We start from the raw sequence: 18,516 nt of genomic DNA, 5'->3' as shown, positions 1-18,516 counted from the left end.
ACCTGGAAACAGAACGAGGTACAAACACATGTTACATATTGCACTTTATCAGCCTGAAATTCCTCCTAATACTGGCAATATCATTCGATTATGTGCAAACAGTGGTGCTCAGCTTCATTTGATTCATCCTTTAGGTTTTGAATTGGATGATAAACGGATGCGTCGAGCTGGTTTGGATTATCATGAATGGGCTTCGGTTCAACACTATCAGGATTGGAGCGATTTTCAAACACAGCATGTGGGACGTAGAATTTTTTGTTGTACGACCAAGACCGAGCAGACCTACAGCGACGTCCATTATCAATCAGAAGACGTCTTATTATTTGGACCAGAAACGCGTGGATTGCCTGCCGATATTAGAACTCAATATCCATCCATTCGTATTCCAATGGTTGAGAATAGTCGCAGCCTGAATTTATCCAATGCAGTGGCTATTATTTTATTCGAAGCCTGGAGACAACTTAAATTTGCTTGATTTAAGCTCCCAATGCACGGTGGCTTACTGGTTTGGTATCTTCTTGTTCCGGGGTTGGAAAGTTCAGTCGTATCAAACTGGCTTCCAACGTTCTCGCCCAGGTTCTTAAACCTTTGCAGGTTTCAATTGTGTTCAACTTAAAAAAGGATTGTTTCAATCCTGCATCGATTAAATGATCGCGCAAAGTTTTGTCTATACCGGCTAATATACACCGTTTAACACTGGTAGCGCAGTTATTGAAAATAAAGGAATAGGTACTGCTTTGACGCTCTTTTTGCATGGCTTCGAGAATTTTAATTTCATCTACATAGTAATCCCAACCGTCCGATTGAACTGGTAGCTTAATGATGTGATCAGGATGCCTGCCTTCAGTTTTTTCATGAGTAAGTAAAAATTGTTCTTTACGAGAGGTGTAATCGACTCGGTTACGAGATTCCGCACGCATTAAATTCAAATCTTCAAGGGTTCTTCCATTAGTTTCCTGCTGAACCTTTTCTATCCTGCCAGTATAATAATGAATAGTGCGTTCATTGCTCTTAATATCATCGTTAATTTTATTGATTTGGTCTGCAAAAATTAATTCAAGTTCATCAATGGTTCTCAGGAACTCCTGGTTCTCATGTACGAGATGTTCCCTCTCCTGTTGTAAACTCTGTATTTGCGCCTTGATGGTTAAAAATTGTTTTTGAGTATCAGTATCTCTATTTTGAACGATGTTTAAATAGCTGTAAGTTCTTCCTAAAGCAATTAATTTTTTGCTGATCTGCTCCAGACTGGATGAATTTTTTTGAATATTGGATTTAAGTGCATTAATTTCATTCTTATGTGAGGTTGTATTGTGTTCGAGGAGTCCTGTGAGACGTGCTCTATCTATTTGAAGTTGTTCCAGTTTATTTTGCCATTTGGTTAAATTTTCAAAATTAACTTCCAGAGTGCTTAAATTGGTCAGCAGGTCAAGATTTTTTCTTTTTTCAGATTGAATAAAATCGTTACTGGGTTTCTTATGTTTCACTACATGAGATGTCTTGCCCTCATCTTCTCTCATCATGTCATTGTCATGAGTATTAAAATCAGCTTCAATGCCTATTGTTCCAGAACCCAGATGCATACTGCGTTTGGTATCCTTTATAAAAATACTTCCGAAACTGGGTATAGTTTTGGGCCACTTACTGTGAGTGAATTGATAGCTTTTAACTGTTTTTGGTGCTACATGTGACCAGTTTTCTTTAGCAATTACTGGAGTGGGGATTATACTCAAGGTTTTTTTGGGATTCAGGGTACCAAAATGTGCTTCTACATAGTGATAGTGTTCAGAACTCTCATTAACATCTAAGGTCAGATTCGCATGTCCTACATTCTCTCCAGAGGATTCTGATGCAAACAGAGGACCGAAAATTCCATTGGTAATACGCTTTTTGAATAGAACGGTTGTTGATAACCAGATGTTGACATCAATCATTTAAACTATATCCTGACTTAAGAGTACTTTTCTTTAAAAAATAAAGACTTATTATATTGAATCAAGGTTAAGAAATTATTAAGAAGAGATAGATAAAGTGAATTATTATTTACGAGGTCGTTAAAGCATGTTGTAGTGAACAGGATTAGGAAAACAGCTTGTGAATAAAAATAAAGAACGATTAAATTTCTTCTTCGCCATTGGCAAGGTGAAGCAAGGCTTTTCGCAAGGGTTGATAGGTACATTGTTCGCTTTCACGAATGATAGAGGCTTTGGCTTTCTCTGTTAATTCATGAGATGAGTTTTGTTGTTTCGTGTATTGAACATCAGGTTCAACCAATTGAATTTTTATCGATGAGAGTTGGTACATACCCGCTTCTTTTCTTAACTTGTCACGTAGTTCGGGGATGGCATAGCGTAATTGTGATGCCCAGGCTGAGTTTGATGTAGTCAGAACAAGGCAACCTTTTGAAAAGCTACCAACATGACATACAGCGGCTAAATTTTCAGGAAGAATTTTGGATACCTTGTTGGACAGTTCTTCCAGTTGCATCGAGCGCTGGCATATGTCCAGAAGCTGTTTATTAAGGCATCTGCTAATAGAACGCATATTTTTATTCTCAAAATGTTCGTGTGTATAACTGTATTCCCATTATGTTTGATAGTAACATAAAGAAAGGAACTATCGCTAAATAAACTGTTTTATGTGTAGAATAGCAAAGGACTATCAATTGCGTCGTTTATTTTCAGAACATAAATGAAGGTGTGTAATGGCTGAGACAAATACAGAGAGTAATGTGATCTACTTTACCCGATTGCATTGGGTTATATTTTTCGGACCCATACTGGGTTTGGGAATAGCTATTGCACTTTATGTGTACATTGTCCAATTGCGACAAGTTAGTCTCATCCTGGTTTTGTTTGCAATACTTTGGATTTTGATGACTTGGGTTACCTTCTATTTTTCTTCCATAACAATTAAAAGAAAACAGGTGATTTTACGCACTGGAATTATAGTCAGGCAGACAGTTGATATACCTTTGAGTAAGATTGAAACCATTGATATCCGTCAATCCATTTTGGGAAGTATTTTGCGATACGGTTCTTTGGTCATCACCGGTACTGGTGGAACACGTCATTTAATTAATTTTTTACATCACCCTTTAACCTGTAGACGGTACATTGAACAATTGATGAATGAACCACAATAATTGATTTAAATGAAGGTTGGGAATACTAATTCCTGACCTCAGTAGTACACGCTACTTTTTTGTATCGGTTCAAAGGAATTTTTCAACACTACCTAATCTAATCGGTTGTTTTATCAGGGAAATCACCCAATGCTCCTTTATAATAATCGCTATTGGGGACATTAATTTCTCCTGAAAACGGGTAATCAAAATTCAGCGCCAGAGCTAAATTCAAACCCAATAACCCCGAAAAAATAAGTATTGGCGTCAGATTAATTAGTTTGTCTTTTCCTCTGATCAAACCAACTATCATGGCCAAAAATATGGAGTATGCAAATACAGTATCGATTAAAGTTTTAGGAATAATACTGTCTATCTTACTAAGTCTGTCCCTCCGGCTCAGTAGAATATTATTTACGTTAGAGGTAACCAATGCGTGATAGAGTTTATCCTGATAAGAGGTTGCCGGTAAATTTTGAATCTGAAAGTACAGTTGATCCAAGCTTTTCCATGCTTCAGGACTGTCCTGTCCTTTACGCATGGCTTTCCATTCATTAACTCGGACATGTACAGTATAGTTAGCAATACTTTGTTTTAATTTTTTCTGTTCTTCCTCTGGAAAGGCGGTGATATTTCGAAGCATAACCGCCAGATAATAAGCCTCTTTAGATGCGGCATTTCGTGCCTCCTGCTGATAATTCCATGTGTTAATAATAATGAAGGCGAGCAAAACAAAAAAACCGCTGGCTAATATACCCATTAGCGTATTCGTTAATTTTACATGTTCTGTCTCAGCAGAAATATGAAACCAAGGATTTGAGATACGTGAAAAAATATAAGTAATACACATAAACATCAACATTAACAATATGATTAACAGGTTAAATGGTATGGTGTTTATTAGTTCCCTAAACATATGTATTCCTTATAGAGGACTTACTAGAAACTCCCAATTTCTTTTGCCTCGACCTTGGGGTTTTTCGTAAGTCCTGTTCTTTGCGAAAAACTCCTAATCGCTATTCTTCCTTATGGGAATATCCACAACCTTCACGTGGGCATAAAATTTGACGACCAAATTTTTTGCTTTCTTTTACTGTAAGTATAGGCCATGCACACTGAGGGCAGGGTTTATCAATGGGTTCATTCCACAAAGCGTAATCGCATTTAGGATAGTCTCCGCAGGAATAGAAAATTTTCCCTTTCCTTGATTTGCGCTGTAGAATTTTGGCTTGATTGCATTTAGGGCAGACAACGCCAGTATCAGCCGGTTTTTCCAGCGGTTCCATATGTTTGCATTGAGGGTAGTTGCTGCACCCAATAAATCGACCATAACGTCCTGTTTTAATATGCAAAACACTGGAACAAAGAGGGCAACTTCTGCCTTCGACAATTTCAGGTTCTGTTTTTTCACTGTCCTGGCCACCCATATCTTGAGTGTAATCACATTCAGGGTAACCCGTACACCCAATAAAACGCCCGCGTTTACCAAGTCGTATTGATAATGGCTTTTGGCATTTTGGGCATAGCTCTTCCAATATTTCAGTAGTAACGTCTTTACGCTGAACCTGCTCATCTGTATTTTGAATTTGTTGTACAAAGGGCTGCCAGAATTCTTCCAATACAGGGATCCATTCTTTTTCTCCTCGAGCTACTGCATCAAGAGTATCTTCAAGGCCTGCTGTAAATTTATAGTCCACGTAGCGGGTAAAATAACTGGTCAAAAAACGATTTACTATACGGCCAACATCAGTCGGCAGAAAACGTTTTTTATCAACTACTACATATTCCCGTTGTTGCAAGGTATGAATAATGGCTGCATAAGTGGATGGCCGTCCTATATCATATTCTTCCAGCGCTTTTACCAGAGTCGCTTCGGAATATCGTGGAGGTGGCTCTGTAAAATGCTGGTTGGCTTCAATATCAGCAATTTTTACTTTTTCACCGACTGTAAATGGAGGTAATATGTTTCCTTCATTGTCATCATCTTTAGAATCATCACGACCCTCTTCATATACAGTAAGAAAGCCGGGAAAGGTGACAGTGGAACCATTCGCCCTGAACAGAGTACCTTCACCACAACTAAAGTCTACTGCGACCGTATCCATAATCGCATCTTCCATCTGGCACGCTATAGTTCGTTTCCATATCAGGCTGTAGAGTTTGAACTGATCGGTGGTCAATGCTTCCTGTACCATTTCAGGAGAACGTTTCACCGAAGTGGGTCGTATTGCTTCATGAGCTTCCTGAGCGTTTTTGGATTTGGTTTTGTACAGTCGAGGTGTTTTGGGGCAATTGTCTACGCCATAGCGTTGAGTAATATATTCTCGAATTTCATCTATAGCTTCAGCCGCTAGATTAACTGAATCGGTACGCATATAGGTGATAAGACCAACTGTACCTGTTCCAATATCGATACCTTCATATAACTGCTGTGCCACCATCATTGATTTGCGAGCAGTGAATCCCAGTTTTCTCGCTGCTTCCTGTTGTAAGGTTGAAGTAATAAAGGGTGGAGAAGGTTTTCGTTTACGTTGTTTCTTCTCAATCTGAGTAACGGATAAATAACCCTGAGCCTCTTTGATTAACTCATCTTTTATCCGGTGTGCCTGTTCTTGCTGAGTGACTGTAAATTGTTGTAACTTTTCATTTTTATATTGGGTTAATCTGGCTTCGAATCCCGTATTTGCATGATGGCATTGAGCCAGGATCTTCCAATATTCCTGCGAAATAAAGCGTTCTATTTCCTCTTCTCGCTCGACGATTAGGCGAAGAGCAGGGCTTTGTACTCGTCCTGCTGAGAGTCCGCGGCGGATTTTCTTCCAAAGCAGTGGTGATAAATTAAAACCAACCAGATAGTCCAGTGCACGTCGCGCTTGTTGCGCATTGACTAAATCCATGGAAATGGTACGTGGATTATTTATGGCATCCTGAATGGCAGATTTGGTGATTTCATTAAAGAAAATTCGATGTACAGGTTTATCCTTAATCAGATTTCGATCTTTCATCAGTTCAAAGATATGCCAGGATATAGCTTCGCCTTCTCTATCAGGGTCAGTTGCAAGCAGTAATGAATCTGATTTTTTCAGTGCCTTGGCTATAGTTTCAATATGTCGTGCATTTTTTTCGATAGGTGCATAAGTCATATTGAAGTGATTATCTGGATTCACTGAACCTTTACGTGCAGGCAAGTCACGAACGTGACCATAGGATGCCAGTACGTCATAATCGTTACCCAGATACTTTTGGATTGTTTTGGCTTTAGCAGGCGATTCTACGATCACCAAGTGTTTACTCATATGAAATAAACCTTTCCTTAAAATTGGTAGTGTGTGTTCACCAAGCGTTGACACTAAAAATAATTGGTGACTATGTATTAAAGATAATTAATTTAATGTTAGTTCATCTTCTGTTTGGTATAGCACAATATCAAGAAAAGCCAACTGTTCTTCATCCATGTGGTTTTCCAGAACGTTTCTGATAGTCCATTTCGTTTCCTGCAAAGTGATTATACGAGATTCAGAACTGTGTAATTGGTTGATTATTAATTCAAACAGATTAACATCAATTATACCCCATAATTTCATTCGCATTAGAAATTGATAACTGGCTTTTGTCAATTTCATTTGTTCTTCATAAGTAACTATTCTTATAGATTTTTCCTGGGCTGTTTTAATAAATAAAGCCTGTTCTTCAGTATGGAATATCTCATCATCTTCTGTGAGTTCCGGCATGCCCTGATCATCGGATTTATGGCTTTTTTGGAGTTGATTTAGACTTTTTTCAAATAAATTCAATAACATTTCAAATAAGTTATCTTTCATATTAACACCTTATATAGCCACCAGGTACGGCCTTAACAGCACCTTGTAATTCTAATTCTGCAAGTTCACCAGTAACTTGTTCGATAGTATATCCACTACGTACAATGATTTGATCAATACTCGTCATTTCAAAACCAATGAACTTTACTAGGTTTTCATTCCCGCTGGCAAGGGAAAAAAATGATTTATCAACAGTTAACTGCCGAGATTCAATTCTCAGTTCCTCAAGTACATCGGTTACTGAGGTCACCAGTTTAGCCCCTTGTTGTAATAAATAATGACAGCCTCGTGCTAATGGGTTATGGATAGAGCCTGGAATAGCCAATACATCTCTATTCTGCTCTAATGCCATTTTGGCAGTGATTAGGGAACCACTTCGAATTGCTGCCTCAACAACCAAAATGCATAATGATAAACCGCTTATTATACGATTTCTGCGTGGAAAATGTCCAGCGATCGGTGGACTATTTAACGGAAATTCGCTAAGAATCAGGCCATTTTGGGTAATTTTTTCTGCCAGTTTGGTATGCCGGCGTGGATAGATGCAATCTATTCCAGTACCTAAGACAGCAATAGTTGTTCCATTGGCTTCAATACAACCGGCATGTGCCTGGCCATCAATTCCCAACGCCAATCCACTGACTATTGTAATTCCATGGGAGGCAAGTGCTTTAGCAAAATTCCTAGCATTTTCACTTCCCGTTATTGACGGATTGCGACTGCCGACTACGGCTAGTCTGGGATGATCGAATGAGGATAACTGGCCTTTTGCATATAAAATTATGGGAGGATCACTAATCTCTTTTAATAGCTCTGGGTAGATCGGGGAATCCCAGGTCAATAAATGATGATCGGATGCCGCATTTTGCCAGGCTAAATCCTCTTGAACCAGATCCAGGTTAAACTCAGTAATTGTTTGGGCTAATACGGAAGGTAAGCCAGCTTCTTCCATGTCTCGTTTTGAGAGACGAAACAGATCATTTAAATCTGGCCAGCGCTGAAGCAGTTTCCTTACAGTGCGAGGACCAATTTTGTTCATCCGGTTTAGTGCGAGTAGAAAAGATAAATTGTTCATGGGTTCGTAACGCTATCCATTAAGTATACGGCTCGGGTAGACCGAACGATTAAAGCAAAACTGGTTTTGGTGAAGGGGCGAAATACCAAAGCCTCACCAATGCGTTCAGGAGGCAGATTAATCGGTATTAACGGATTCTTGGGATCACGAATGATTCGTTTTTTACCGTAGATGCCAAGCACATCACCTGCTTCAATACCCGAACGTGCGCCGAGATTAATCACGATTACACTTCCCACGGCGACCTGACTATTACCTAATGGCATGCCGCCAGGCATTTCAATAATATAGCCTGAAACGTTTTGAGAGGGTGATTTCGGTTCGAAGTACATATCAAATTCGGGGCTGTTATTGATTAACACCTTATCCAGCTTTTTGATACCAACTCTGATGTTGGTGAGCAATAAAGTTGCGGGCTCACCGCCAGCAACCAATTCACCATAGCCAACCAGATTGGCATTAAAACCTAACAGTTCATTGGTAATTGGATCGATGTAGTTTTTTCCACTCCTAAATATTGAATAGGCAATTGTACCTCCCTTAGGCATTTCCGTGGAGGGATGTAATCCTTTGACATAGACTTCATTCCCTTGCCCTCCCAGCATGTGCTCACCAGTAAACGCAACGATATAAGGCGCGCGGGTGAGTACATCTTCATCAAGTACTAATGATTCATCTAAAAATGGTTTTAAGTCTACTAAGGGTATTGGTGGTATCGCTTCATCGGCCGGGCGAGCGCGGACTTTGGGGGAAAGCTTGATTGTGCCGTTGGACAAAACTCTGATATAAGGCTGATTTTGATAATAATCGAGAATTAATACTGCTCCAGGATATAAACGATTTGGATTTTGGATGTTGGGATTGGCTCTCCATAATGACTTCCATTCCCATGGGTTTTTGAGATATTTATTGGCAATGCTCCATAAACTGTCACCATGTTGAACAACATATCGTTGAGGGGAGTCATCTCTCAGGCTTAACGCGTGGTTCACCGGAGATAATAAAAAACAGAATAAAATGAGCAAATATCTCATGTATCAATCCTTTGTCAGGCCTTGGCATCATTTTCTGACTCTTGCACGCAAATCTGATTTTTCACCAAGATTCCTTATTTGTGATCAAGCTTCAGGGCATCTTGCAGCATTACTATATATGGGGGATAATATCATGACTTTGATGTGGAGAACCAGATAAGCAATGGCTATTAGAAAGATTCTTTATTTACCCGATGAGCGTTTAAGAAAGATTGCACAACCAGTTGTACATTTTGATGATGGTTTGCAAACTTTGATTGACGATATGTTTGATACTATGTATCACGCAAGGGGAGTAGGGCTTGCTGCTCCACAAATCGGGGTTAGTTTGCGGTTATCGGTGATTGATATTATTGGAGATAAAACGCAACAAATGGTGATTATTAACCCGGAAATAGTATCAGCTCATGGCGAGAAAGAATTTGAAGAAGGGTGTTTATCAGTTCCTGGTGCCTATGATACCGTTATAAGAGCAGAACACGTTACGGTAAAAGCGTTGGACCGATTAGGAAACCCTTTTGAAATAACGGGTGAAGGATTACTTGCTGAATGTTTGCAACATGAAATTGATCATTTAAACGGTAAATTGTTTGTTGATCTCTTGTCACCTTTAAAAAGAATGATGGCTCGTAGAAAACTGGATAAATTCAAGCGTCAGCAAGCACGCAAATCATGAGTGGATTATCGATTGTTTTTGCAGGTACGCCCGAATTTGGACTCCCATGCCTTGAAGCGCTATGCCAATCATCACATCAGGTGAAAGCCGTATACACGCAACCTGATAGACCTGCGGGCCGTGGTCGAAAATTGCAGGCTTCTGCAGTAAAGGAGTGGGCTCTGGCTCATCAGATTCCAGTTTATCAACCCCTTAACTTTAAAAATCCTGAAACAATTTCAGAGCTGGCAGCATTACAACCGGATGTGATGATTGTCATAGCCTATGGACTTATATTGCCAAAAGCTGTTCTTGAGATTCCTCGTTTAGGGTGCATCAATGTACATGCATCCTTGCTGCCTCGATGGAGAGGTGCGTCTCCAATTCAACATGCTATTTTATATGGTGATGCGCAGTCAGGCGTAACTATTATGCAAATGGATGTAGGTATGGATACAGGCGATATGTTATCTACAGTCGAATGCCCCATTACTTCGTTCGACACGGCAGGCAGTCTGCACGATAAGCTCGCTCAGTTGTCAGCTCAACCCTTATTGTCTACTTTGACCGCGTTAGCTCAACAAAAAGCAAAACCTGAAGCACAAAATAATGAATTAGTTACCTACGCAGGTAAAATCAATAAAGAAGATGCACGAATCAATTGGCATGATTCCGCCGAACAGATTGATTGCAGAATTCGAGCATTTAATCCCTGGCCTATTGCATATACTCTTGTTGGGGATGAAATACTCCGTATTCATAAAGCGCAATTATCAGAGACAGCCAGTTCACAACCTCCGGGTACCATTCTTCAAATAGATAAGAAAGGTATGTTGGTTGCTACAGGAAACAAGGCTATTTTAATTGAGGTGATTCAATTTCCTGGAGGAAAAGCAATTTCCATAGCAGATTGGTTGAATTCAGGAAAAACACAATTGCATACAGGTTTAGTGTTGTAATGAAAAATAATGAACGGTTACATGCCTTAAAGATTTTAACCGCATTGTTGGAAGAAAAATCCTCTTTATCACAATTGATGCCCGCTTCGGCAGAAGTGTCGCCAATGACCAAAGAACTGTGTTTTGGGTTTTGCCGCCATTATTTTCGTCTGGAGGTAATAGCCGATTATCTGGTAGATAAAAGACCAAAATCCATAGAAGTCTGGATTGCTTTGTTGATAGGTCTTTATCAATTACACTATATGAATAAGCCTGATTATGCTGTAGTCAAGGAAACAGTCGCGCTGCTTGAAAAAATTAAAAAGGTATGGGCAAAGGGATTGGTCAATGCAGTCTTGCGTAATTTTTGCCGGCAACAACACGAAATTTTAGCCAAACTGGCTTCCCATCCTGCTTTTGTATATGGACAGCCACAATGGTTATTACAACGTTTAAAAGCGGACTGGCCAGATGAATGGCAGGCTGTTGCTCAAGCCAATGACGCACATCCCCCAATGACTTTAAGAGTCAATATCAGAAAAACTTCAGTTGAAGACTATTTAAGAAAATTAGCCGATGCAGGTATCGAAGCCTATGCTCATCCTGTTGCCGCTCAGGGTATTACATTGGTATCTCCCTGTGATGTTCGTCAATTACCGGGGTTTGCTGATGGCCTTGTATCGGTTCAGGATGGTGCTGCGCAGCTGGCGGTATCTTTGTTGTCCCTAAAGACTGGATTGCGACTGTTGGATGCCTGTTGCGCACCGGGTGGGAAAACCTGTCACATTTTAGAATCAGAGCCTGAACTGGCACAATGCGTCGCTTTGGATGTCGATGCAAACCGTCTTAAGAGAGTGCAGGAAAATTTGGATAGATTAAAACTTAAAGCCACTTTGTTGCAAGGAGATGCTTCGGCCCCCCGTAACTGGTGGGATGGAACACCTTTTGATCGTATCCTTTTGGATGCACCCTGTTCCGCGACAGGAGTCATACGCAGGCACTCTGACATTAAATTACTCAGAACCAGTGAAGAGGTGAGTACCGTATCCCAAATTCAACAATCGATGTTGAATGCACTTTGGCCTTTACTTGCTCCGGGCGGTATTATGGTTTATGCCACGTGTTCTGTAATTGCTGCTGAAAACGAACAACAAATTGCGGCATTTGTGGCAACACATCCTGATTGTCAGGTGACACAGTGTAACTGGTCCTGGGGGCGAAAAACTGGCCATGGCCAGCAGATTTTACCTGGTGAACAGGGTATGGATGGTTTTTTTTATAGTGTATTAGTTAAATCTGAATTCCGCAGCTGATTCTAACCCCTAGGCTCGATTCAGCTGTCCAATATAAGTTAAGGATGATGAATGATAATCAATTGGCCACTAATTATTGTTTTGTTTTGTTTGTGCATTCCTGGTGTCAGTATTGCAATGTCTCGACTCATTTATTTTTTATTGCCTCAAAATAGTGATGTGTTAAAAAAACGATTCAGCCGATTCGCTGTTTTGCAAACATTGCTCATGGTTTTTGTCATGAGTTTTGCCGGATCTGTATTATCTGGAGAAACGGGTTTAAACGCCCCTTTGCTAGAAGCTCTTTTAGCTGGGAAAGCTGGACTTGATTCATTTCAATCCATTTTATTGCCTACATTTCTATATACCCTCGTCGGCACCATTATCTTTTTTGTGTTTTATTATGGAATAGTAGGTTCAATCCTGGATGAACACAGTTTTCAAATTATGGCAAAACTGCGTGCGGCTCTAGGTATTGATGGCTGCGTACTCTATGGTGGAGTCGTTGAGGAAATCATTGTCCGATGGGGATTAATGAATGTAGTGGCTTATTTTGGCTTGATGTTTGCCAAACAGAAGAGTAATACGGTTATTGTTATTTCAATAATTCTCAGTGGTTTACTCTTTGCAGTAGGACAAGTTCCCGCTTACATTGCTGCAGGATGCATTGCAAGCAGGCGTTTCCTGTATTCATTAGTTTTGCTCAGTCTCTGGCAATCGTTACTTTTTGGCTTTTTATTTTGGTACTATGGTTTGGTGTCAGCAATTCTGGGTCATATGATATTTCATCTTGCCTGGGGTTATTATGATAAGAAATAATCAAGAAAATGAGTTCTGATTTGTACTAATCGATTCTTGATTTTTATTAATATAAAAGGATTTAATTATGAATTATACCATTAGAAGCTTGTTACCATTAATCCCTGTTATCTGGTGTTCTACAGTACATGCTGGATTCTATATAAATTTGGGAGCAGGGGCTGCATTCTCCGACACAAAAACCAGTTTCACTGAAAACTCTACTTCGATTCTGTATTCGCCAACCGCCATTGGAACAAGCTTGTTTTCTCTGCCTAATGTTAATTGGAACAATCAGTTTAGAAATGGTTTTGATCTTAATGTTGCAGCAGGTTATCACTTTAATAGTCATTGGCGTGCAGAAACTGAATTCCTCTATCAGAATATTAAACGCAACAGTTATGGTAGTTATGGCTGGATGGAGCAAAATAGTGTTACCGGAGCGGTATATGCTCAACAAATTTATAATCCAATCAGTACGGTATCTACTCGAGCTCACCTGTATTCATTTCTGACTAATGCTGCTTACGATTTTAATAGTCTTGCAAACTGGACACCGTTTATTGGTGGTGGGGTTGGTGTCAGCTGGCTTAAATCGGGAAGAGTACAGACTAATAATTTACTTGTAGTTGATGATCCTAATACACCTATATATGAAACTGCTCCAGCAAGCCAACTCAGCCCTTCGTTATATGGCACAGCCTTTATCTGGCAAATTAAAACAGGAATTTCTCGTGCGATGAGTGCGCATAGTTCGTTGTTGATTCAATATCGACTTTTGGGTACCAGTGAATTTAAAGCAAGTAACAGTCTTATTAAATCGAATCCTGGCTTACCTGGAGAAAGTAATTTTTACGTAGCTCAACATGATATTAAAGGGTTATTAACTCAGGCTGTTGAATTCAATTTTCGATGGGATGTTTGATAAGTACCAATATATTAATTTCGGAATTGAGGTGAAATGACGACTGATTTTTTGATTAAATAATGCATCATAAATCCAATAAAAGTCACGAAGTGTAAAAAAACAGTAAAGTAACTCCTCCTTAATGATGCCTTAATTTGGAGCATTTATTCTGAGACTAACTTTTAACATTAAAGGTTGAGTTATGGTTGCTTTATTAAACATCGGTAGTGACTTTTCTCTACTCGTTAAGGAATTACATAAAAAACCAGACAATCCTGCTATTAAGCAGGAGGTAGTCAGCCGAATGTCAGAAATGAAGGCTTTGGCAAGACAAAATCCTTTAGATTTATATCGTCTGGCTCAAGTATATGCACCTACATCGCCTCAGTATAAAAATATGATGCGACAGTCTGCTGCCAGCGGTTGTACCAATGCCATGTTGTCCATGACGGAGTTATTATTGAAGTCAGGATCACCATCCGATGTGAAAACCGCAGCATATTATATGAGGATGATAGAAGCCTCCAAGGATTCTCATATAATAAAACAAAGCCGAGTATTATTATCAGCTTATCCGGAGCTTGCTGAGGAACTAAGACGTGATGTTAAAACAGAACCCTATAATTCTAAAATCAGATTCTTTTCCAGCACAGTGGAAAGAACGACCGATCATCCAGTCGAATTACAACACGATCTTGCAATTTAGTTCTAATTTGTTGTAATCGAGGGGTTGGTGGCTCTGGTACTAGATTAATGATTTTTGTTTCAATTGATCTTTAGTCCTTATACGGTTTTACACAAATAGCTAAAGTCTAGTGTTAATTCTGACTGGTTTGTGAAACAATTATAATCAATCTTCTTTAGTGTTTCGCGTTCATGCATACCGAATTTATTTATATACCCATAGAACAATTGCATGCAGGGCAATATCAACCCAGGCAGGATTTTAATGTTGATTCGTTAAATGAGTTAGCTCAATCTATAGCCTCACAGGGTTTAATTGAACCTTTGATTGTACGAGCCATTGCCAGACAACGTTATGAGATAATTGCCGGTGAAAGACGCTGGCGCGCTGCTAAAATAGCCGGATTACGGGAAGTACCCTGTCTTCTGGGAGAGTATACTGATAAACAGGCCTGCGCGCTTACCCTTATTGAAAACATTCAACGTCAGGATTTGAATTTAATTGAGGAAGCAACTGGATATCGTCGCTTAATGGATGAGTTTCATTATCATCAGGATGAGATAGCTGTATTGGTTGGTAAGTCTCGCAGTCATCTCGCTAATATTTTACGATTACTCACTTTATCAGAACCTGTTAAGAACCTGATTCGTGAGTCTCAGTTATCATTAGGTCATGCGCGGGTTCTTGTGGGATTAAATACCGATCAGCAAGAACTGTTTGCCCACCAGGTGATTGATGAACAATGGTCGGTGCGGCAGCTGGAACAGGCTGTGAAAGATTATAAAAATCGAGATTCAGAATCCCCCAAAAATGCCAAAAAAGACAGGGATATTGAACGATTGCAGTCTATTTTATCCGAGCAGGTCGGCGCACCTGTTCAAATTATAAACGATACAGCCGAAGGTGGTTGGTTGAAGGTCAAATTTTTTGATAATGATACACTTGCAGGGCTTTTGGAGCGCTTGGGCTTGAGATATGATTAGTTGATTGAAATTAATAGTTCACTCTTATTTTATAAGGAAACACAATTGATGAAAAGGACGTTAACTGGCGTTTGTTTGTGGGCCTTATGGTCGATATCATCTGGCGCCAGTTTGCAAACAGGCGTAGATCAGTTAATAAAACGTTTGAATCCAAATGTAAATCTTGGAATTGTAGTTTTAGATTTAACTTCAGGAACGACACTGTACAAACGTAATGCTGAACGTTTATTTATTCCCGCCAGTAATATGAAATTGTTCTCAGAGGCCGCGACCTTGATGGCGCTCGGACCGGATTATCGGTTTAAAAATCAACTGAGTACCAGCGCTGGACAAATAAGCCAGGGGGTTCTCAATGGAAATCTTTATTTGCACCTGAGTGGCGATCCATCATTTACTCGAGATGATTTAAATTCCCTCCTCACTTCTCTTAAAGAGTGGAACATACATTCTATCCAAGGCAATGTAATAATAGACAGCAGCCTGGCCTCAGTTACTGCTTATCCTCCCGGTTGGTTAAAATCTGATTTATCTTATAGTTATGGCGCTCCGATAGCGCCATTGATGATTGATTCCAATCGACTGACCGTCACTGTAAATCCTGGGGCACAGACTGGTTCTCCTGCAATTGTTGAAGTGGATGACGGTGGCGGAGCAATTGTTTTAAACAATCAGGTAACAACAAAAGCCAATGAAAAAGGGTGCGGTGTCGGTTTTACTCTGGACAAGGATAATCACTTGACCGTTCGCGGTTGTGTAGGTGTAGGGCAATGGGCCTTACAACAACGCCTGGCCATTATAAATCCATTAATGTATGCCCAGGGAATGATAAAAAGTGAATTGGCAAAAGCAGATATTCAATTAAATGGCCAGGTACAATTAGGTAAAGCCCCTGCGGGAACTTTATTGATTGCCACACAATATTCAAAACCCATTACCCAGTTGATGGCGGATACGTTAAAGCCTTCGGATAACCTGTATGCTGATAGTCTTTATTTGCATGCTGCTGCTAAAATCAAGGGGTCACCGCTCAACTGGAATGACGCGCAGCCGGTCATCAAGGACTTTTTGCAAAAACAGACGGGTATTGATCTGACGAATGCAATTTTTACCGATGGTTCTGGTTTATCCCGATATAATCTGGTTACTCCCGAACAAACCATTTCCTTGTTGAAATTTTTATATCAACGTTTTCCATTATCTTATGAATACATCGCGGCTTTACCTATTTCCGGACGGGATGGTACCTTGCAAAAACGATTTAAGGAACCAGGTCAACAGGGCTTTGTTCGTGCCAAGACAGGTACCATGACCGGGATGAATAGCCTTTCCGGATATTTATACACAGTTAATGGTCATACTTTGGCTTTTGCTATGTATATTAATCGATTGCCTGGAAAATCTGCAGGACCTGGACGTCCTTTACTGGATGCTTTAATCACTTATTTTTTGAAACAAAGTCCTGGTAATAATAGTTTGGCGAGGGTTTTTGCGCCACATAATCGTATTAATTTTCAGATGAATCCTACTCAGGTGGCTGTACAACGAAGTCATCAAGCCAAGTGGAGACGTTTGGAATCTGCGGTACGTTTGGCACTTAAAGGCCAAGCAGTGAATGTGGTGTACAGAGGAAATGAGTTAATCGTTACCGATAATCAGTCCGATGCAAATAGAGTTTGGTCTGCATTGCAACCTTTGGGAAGAAAATATCCCTTTGCAGTTGCCCTAACATCTGATTCATTGAGCTTTTCCCCTAACGGAAAACCAATGATGCTTTGGATACAATCAACTGCTAACGCAGAGCAGAAAGGAAGAACCTGGATAATCCGTGAAGCAATTTAATTCGACTTATTGCCCGCAGTCAGTGAACACTGATTGCGGGTGTTAATACACCTTCCTGAATCAATGTATTTTTTGACATGTAGAGTGAAAACAATAATGTACATAAGTACCTTTTGATTGAACTACATCATATAATGGGTTACATAGTATAATAACGGCATCATTGTTATTGGAGAGTTTAATTGCGTTCTATGGTTAAAGTTCTTTTGTTGTTAATCTGTATTATGAATTCTGTAATAGCCGCTCCTCGTTTTTTAACAGTTTCGGACATTCATTATGGTAGTGATAATATTTCATTAGATGGTTATGATACCGGCAATGAGTTTTTAGCTATTACTCTGAATCGGATTAAAGAGCTGACTAAAGATGTAGATTTTATTCTGTACCTGGGTGATCTCCCTACTCATTCAATATTTGTTACCGCCAAAAAAGAGGCCTATGAAAAGACCTTATTTTCTGGTTTATTTGAAGCAGATCAGAGTTCTAAACCTATGTTTTACATTACAGGCAATAATGATTCCTTAAGCGGAAATTATCAACCTTTTGAACTGGATGGAAAATCCCCATTGAATTTTGCAACCGACTGGACTGGAGCCTGCGTATATTGTGAGGGCTTAATAATTGAGGACAGTCATATGCGGAAAGATGGTTATTATTCCAGTTATGTAATTCCTGGTAATCAAGAGATCATATTATTCGCTTTAAACACGGTGCAATTTACTAAGCTTCCCTTTTATATTCCTCAATACCCAAATCAGCAACGAGATGCTTATACCCAGCTTTTTTGGCTTGAGCAGCAGTTGAAGACTCAGCAGGCCAAGCAATTATTAATTGCAATGCATGTACCACCTGGAACGGCCTACAATGGAGCCTCTTTTTGGCATGAGGCTTATTTAACCCGATTTATCCAGTTATTGGATAAATATCATCATCGTTATGGTCAAATTACCTTGCTGGCCTCACATACGCATATGGATGAGTTCAGAAAAATTCATTTAAATGATGGAACGAATATTTATGACTACTCAACACCGGGTATCAGTCGTATTCATCACAATAATCCCGGACTTAAGGTATTCTCCTTAGATCAAAACTTTAAGATAAAAGATTTTATTACTTATTACACAACTGATTTAAATGATTGGGGTACGGAACAATATCATGCGATGGGAACTCCAGATGCTATTTTCCCCAATTGCAAGAATTCAGATCTGGCGCAATGTTTAAATTCCATGAATAAAAAGCAGGTATGCGAGAGTATGGAAACCGGTTTGTTTTATGGGGTAAAAAGTCCGCGAATTAAAAATCAGGAATGTTTTAAAACATATAATGTGAATTAATTTCTGTTCAATATCATCAGAAAGT

General features: G+C 39.6%; 18 protein-coding genes. 11 read left to right on the top strand and 7 right to left on the bottom strand.

Translation table 11 applies throughout. The features are described 5' to 3' along the window. The first annotated feature begins 28 nt into the window (after positions 1–28). Complete coding sequence (gene trmL, locus Lqua_RS14435) at positions 29–475, top strand: tRNA (uridine(34)/cytosine(34)/5-carboxymethylaminomethyluridine(34)-2'-O)-methyltransferase TrmL (protein WP_058474988.1); 447 nt, start codon at positions 29–31, stop codon at positions 473–475. Position 476: 1 nt separating this feature from the next. On the opposite strand, the gene Lqua_RS14430 is transcribed toward trmL, so the two are convergent. Beyond that, complete coding sequence (locus Lqua_RS14430) at positions 477–1,934, bottom strand: hypothetical protein (RefSeq protein WP_058474987.1); 1,458 nt, start codon at positions 1,932–1,934, stop codon at positions 477–479. A 181-nt stretch (positions 1,935–2,115) separates the two neighbouring features. Beyond that, on the bottom strand, positions 2,116–2,544 hold the full coding sequence (locus tag Lqua_RS14425) for a DciA family protein (protein ID WP_058474986.1): 429 nt from the start codon (positions 2,542–2,544) through the stop codon (positions 2,116–2,118). A 160-nt stretch (positions 2,545–2,704) separates the two neighbouring features. On the opposite strand from Lqua_RS14425, the gene Lqua_RS14420 reads away from it, so the two are divergent. Next, a complete protein-coding gene (locus Lqua_RS14420; protein ID WP_058474985.1) occupies positions 2,705–3,145 on the top strand; it encodes a PH domain-containing protein in 441 nt (146 codons plus the stop codon). Between the two features lie 97 nt (positions 3,146–3,242). Here the strand turns inward: Lqua_RS14420 and Lqua_RS14415 are convergent, their stop codons facing one another. The 5 genes from Lqua_RS14415 to Lqua_RS14395 all read right to left on the bottom strand — a co-directional run bounded on the left by Lqua_RS14415 (position 3,243) and on the right by Lqua_RS14395 (position 9,054). Continuing rightward, positions 3,243–4,040 carry a bestrophin-like domain gene (locus tag Lqua_RS14415; RefSeq protein ID WP_058474984.1) on the bottom strand — a complete coding sequence of 266 codons (798 nt, stop codon included), beginning with the start codon at positions 4,038–4,040 and terminating at the stop codon, positions 3,243–3,245. Positions 4,041–4,140: 100 nt separating this feature from the next. After that, positions 4,141–6,420 (bottom strand): type I DNA topoisomerase, encoded by a 2,280-nt coding sequence (gene topA, locus Lqua_RS14410; RefSeq protein ID WP_058474983.1) that lies wholly within the window; start codon positions 6,418–6,420, stop codon positions 4,141–4,143. 87 nt (positions 6,421–6,507) lie between these two features. Next, positions 6,508–6,945, bottom strand: coding sequence for a DUF494 family protein (locus Lqua_RS14405; RefSeq protein WP_058474982.1), 438 nt, complete (start codon positions 6,943–6,945; stop codon positions 6,508–6,510). Between the two features lies 1 nt (position 6,946). Further along, on the bottom strand, positions 6,947–8,020 hold the full coding sequence (gene dprA, locus Lqua_RS14400) for a DNA-processing protein DprA (protein WP_058474981.1): 1,074 nt from the start codon (positions 8,018–8,020) through the stop codon (positions 6,947–6,949). Then, positions 8,017–9,054: a LysM peptidoglycan-binding domain-containing protein gene (locus Lqua_RS14395; RefSeq protein WP_058474980.1), complete on the bottom strand. Its 1,038-nt coding sequence runs from the start codon at positions 9,052–9,054 to the stop codon at positions 8,017–8,019. Before Lqua_RS14395 ends, dprA begins: the two co-directional genes overlap by 4 nt. Positions 9,055–9,217: 163 nt before the next feature. Between Lqua_RS14395 and def the strand changes: the two genes are divergently transcribed. The 9 genes from def to Lqua_RS14350 all read left to right on the top strand — a co-directional run bounded on the left by def (position 9,218) and on the right by Lqua_RS14350 (position 18,491). Beyond that, positions 9,218–9,730: a peptide deformylase gene (gene def / locus Lqua_RS14390; protein ID WP_058474979.1), complete on the top strand. Its 513-nt coding sequence runs from the start codon at positions 9,218–9,220 to the stop codon at positions 9,728–9,730. Next, the gene (gene fmt / locus Lqua_RS14385; protein ID WP_058474978.1) at positions 9,727–10,668 is read left to right on the top strand and encodes a methionyl-tRNA formyltransferase; all 942 of its coding nucleotides are present in this window, start codon (positions 9,727–9,729) and stop codon (positions 10,666–10,668) included. Before def ends, fmt begins: the two co-directional genes overlap by 4 nt. Next, positions 10,668–11,960, top strand: a complete 1,293-nt coding sequence (rsmB, locus tag Lqua_RS14380; RefSeq protein ID WP_058474977.1) for a 16S rRNA (cytosine(967)-C(5))-methyltransferase RsmB — start codon at positions 10,668–10,670, stop codon at positions 11,958–11,960. Before fmt ends, rsmB begins: the two co-directional genes overlap by 1 nt. 51 nt (positions 11,961–12,011) lie before the next feature. Continuing rightward, positions 12,012–12,758 carry a CPBP family glutamic-type intramembrane protease gene (locus Lqua_RS14375; RefSeq protein WP_058474976.1) on the top strand — a complete coding sequence of 249 codons (747 nt, stop codon included), beginning with the start codon at positions 12,012–12,014 and terminating at the stop codon, positions 12,756–12,758. Between the two features lie 67 nt (positions 12,759–12,825). Next, positions 12,826–13,662: an outer membrane protein gene (locus Lqua_RS14370; protein ID WP_083501352.1), complete on the top strand. Its 837-nt coding sequence runs from the start codon at positions 12,826–12,828 to the stop codon at positions 13,660–13,662. A 184-nt stretch (positions 13,663–13,846) separates the two neighbouring features. Beyond that, positions 13,847–14,350 (top strand): hypothetical protein, encoded by a 504-nt coding sequence (locus Lqua_RS14365; protein WP_058474975.1) that lies wholly within the window; start codon positions 13,847–13,849, stop codon positions 14,348–14,350. 170 nt (positions 14,351–14,520) lie between these two features. Next, entirely contained in the window at positions 14,521–15,312 is a 792-nt protein-coding gene (locus Lqua_RS14360; RefSeq protein ID WP_058474974.1) for a ParB/RepB/Spo0J family partition protein, read from the top strand. Between the two features lie 48 nt (positions 15,313–15,360). Further along, a complete protein-coding gene (dacB, locus tag Lqua_RS14355; RefSeq protein WP_058474973.1) occupies positions 15,361–17,151 on the top strand; it encodes a D-alanyl-D-alanine carboxypeptidase/D-alanyl-D-alanine endopeptidase in 1,791 nt (596 codons plus the stop codon). A 191-nt stretch (positions 17,152–17,342) separates the two neighbouring features. Next, complete coding sequence (locus Lqua_RS14350; protein ID WP_338011282.1) at positions 17,343–18,491, top strand: metallophosphoesterase family protein; 1,149 nt, start codon at positions 17,343–17,345, stop codon at positions 18,489–18,491. The last annotated feature ends 25 nt before the right edge of the window (positions 18,492–18,516 follow it).

Source organism: Legionella quateirensis (assembly GCF_001467955.1).
GTDB lineage: Bacteria > Pseudomonadota > Gammaproteobacteria > Legionellales > Legionellaceae > Legionella > Legionella quateirensis.
Note: the sequence above shows the minus strand (reverse complement) of the source record. Positions and strands in the feature narration are given on the sequence as shown.

Bases quoted from the DNA above. Each gene is read 5' to 3' on its own strand.
- Lqua_RS14430 (WP_058474987.1), bottom strand. From the start codon at position 1,934: ATGATTGATGTCAACATCTGGTTATCAACAACCGTTCTATTCAAAAAG.
- Lqua_RS14425 (WP_058474986.1), bottom strand. From the start codon at position 2,544: ATGCGTTCTATTAGCAGATGCCTTAATAAACAGCTTCTGGACATATGC.
- trmL (WP_058474988.1), top strand. From the start codon at position 29: ATGTTACATATTGCACTTTATCAGCCTGAAATTCCTCCTAATACTGGC.
- Lqua_RS14350 (WP_338011282.1), top strand. From the start codon at position 17,343: ATGGTTAAAGTTCTTTTGTTGTTAATCTGTATTATGAATTCTGTAATA.
- Lqua_RS14375 (WP_058474976.1), top strand. From the start codon at position 12,012: ATGATAATCAATTGGCCACTAATTATTGTTTTGTTTTGTTTGTGCATT.
- def (WP_058474979.1), top strand. From the start codon at position 9,218: ATGGCTATTAGAAAGATTCTTTATTTACCCGATGAGCGTTTAAGAAAG.
- dprA (WP_058474981.1), bottom strand. From the start codon at position 8,020: ATGAACAATTTATCTTTTCTACTCGCACTAAACCGGATGAACAAAATT.
- topA (WP_058474983.1), bottom strand. From the start codon at position 6,420: ATGAGTAAACACTTGGTGATCGTAGAATCGCCTGCTAAAGCCAAAACA.
- Lqua_RS14365 (WP_058474975.1), top strand. From the start codon at position 13,847: ATGGTTGCTTTATTAAACATCGGTAGTGACTTTTCTCTACTCGTTAAG.
- Lqua_RS14395 (WP_058474980.1), bottom strand. From the start codon at position 9,054: ATGAGATATTTGCTCATTTTATTCTGTTTTTTATTATCTCCGGTGAAC.
- Lqua_RS14415 (WP_058474984.1), bottom strand. From the start codon at position 4,040: ATGTTTAGGGAACTAATAAACACCATACCATTTAACCTGTTAATCATA.
- Lqua_RS14405 (WP_058474982.1), bottom strand. From the start codon at position 6,945: ATGAAAGATAACTTATTTGAAATGTTATTGAATTTATTTGAAAAAAGT.
- Lqua_RS14370 (WP_083501352.1), top strand. From the start codon at position 12,826: ATGAATTATACCATTAGAAGCTTGTTACCATTAATCCCTGTTATCTGG.
- dacB (WP_058474973.1), top strand. From the start codon at position 15,361: ATGAAAAGGACGTTAACTGGCGTTTGTTTGTGGGCCTTATGGTCGATA.
- fmt (WP_058474978.1), top strand. From the start codon at position 9,727: ATGAGTGGATTATCGATTGTTTTTGCAGGTACGCCCGAATTTGGACTC.
- rsmB (WP_058474977.1), top strand. From the start codon at position 10,668: ATGAAAAATAATGAACGGTTACATGCCTTAAAGATTTTAACCGCATTG.
- Lqua_RS14420 (WP_058474985.1), top strand. From the start codon at position 2,705: ATGGCTGAGACAAATACAGAGAGTAATGTGATCTACTTTACCCGATTG.
- Lqua_RS14360 (WP_058474974.1), top strand. From the start codon at position 14,521: ATGCATACCGAATTTATTTATATACCCATAGAACAATTGCATGCAGGG.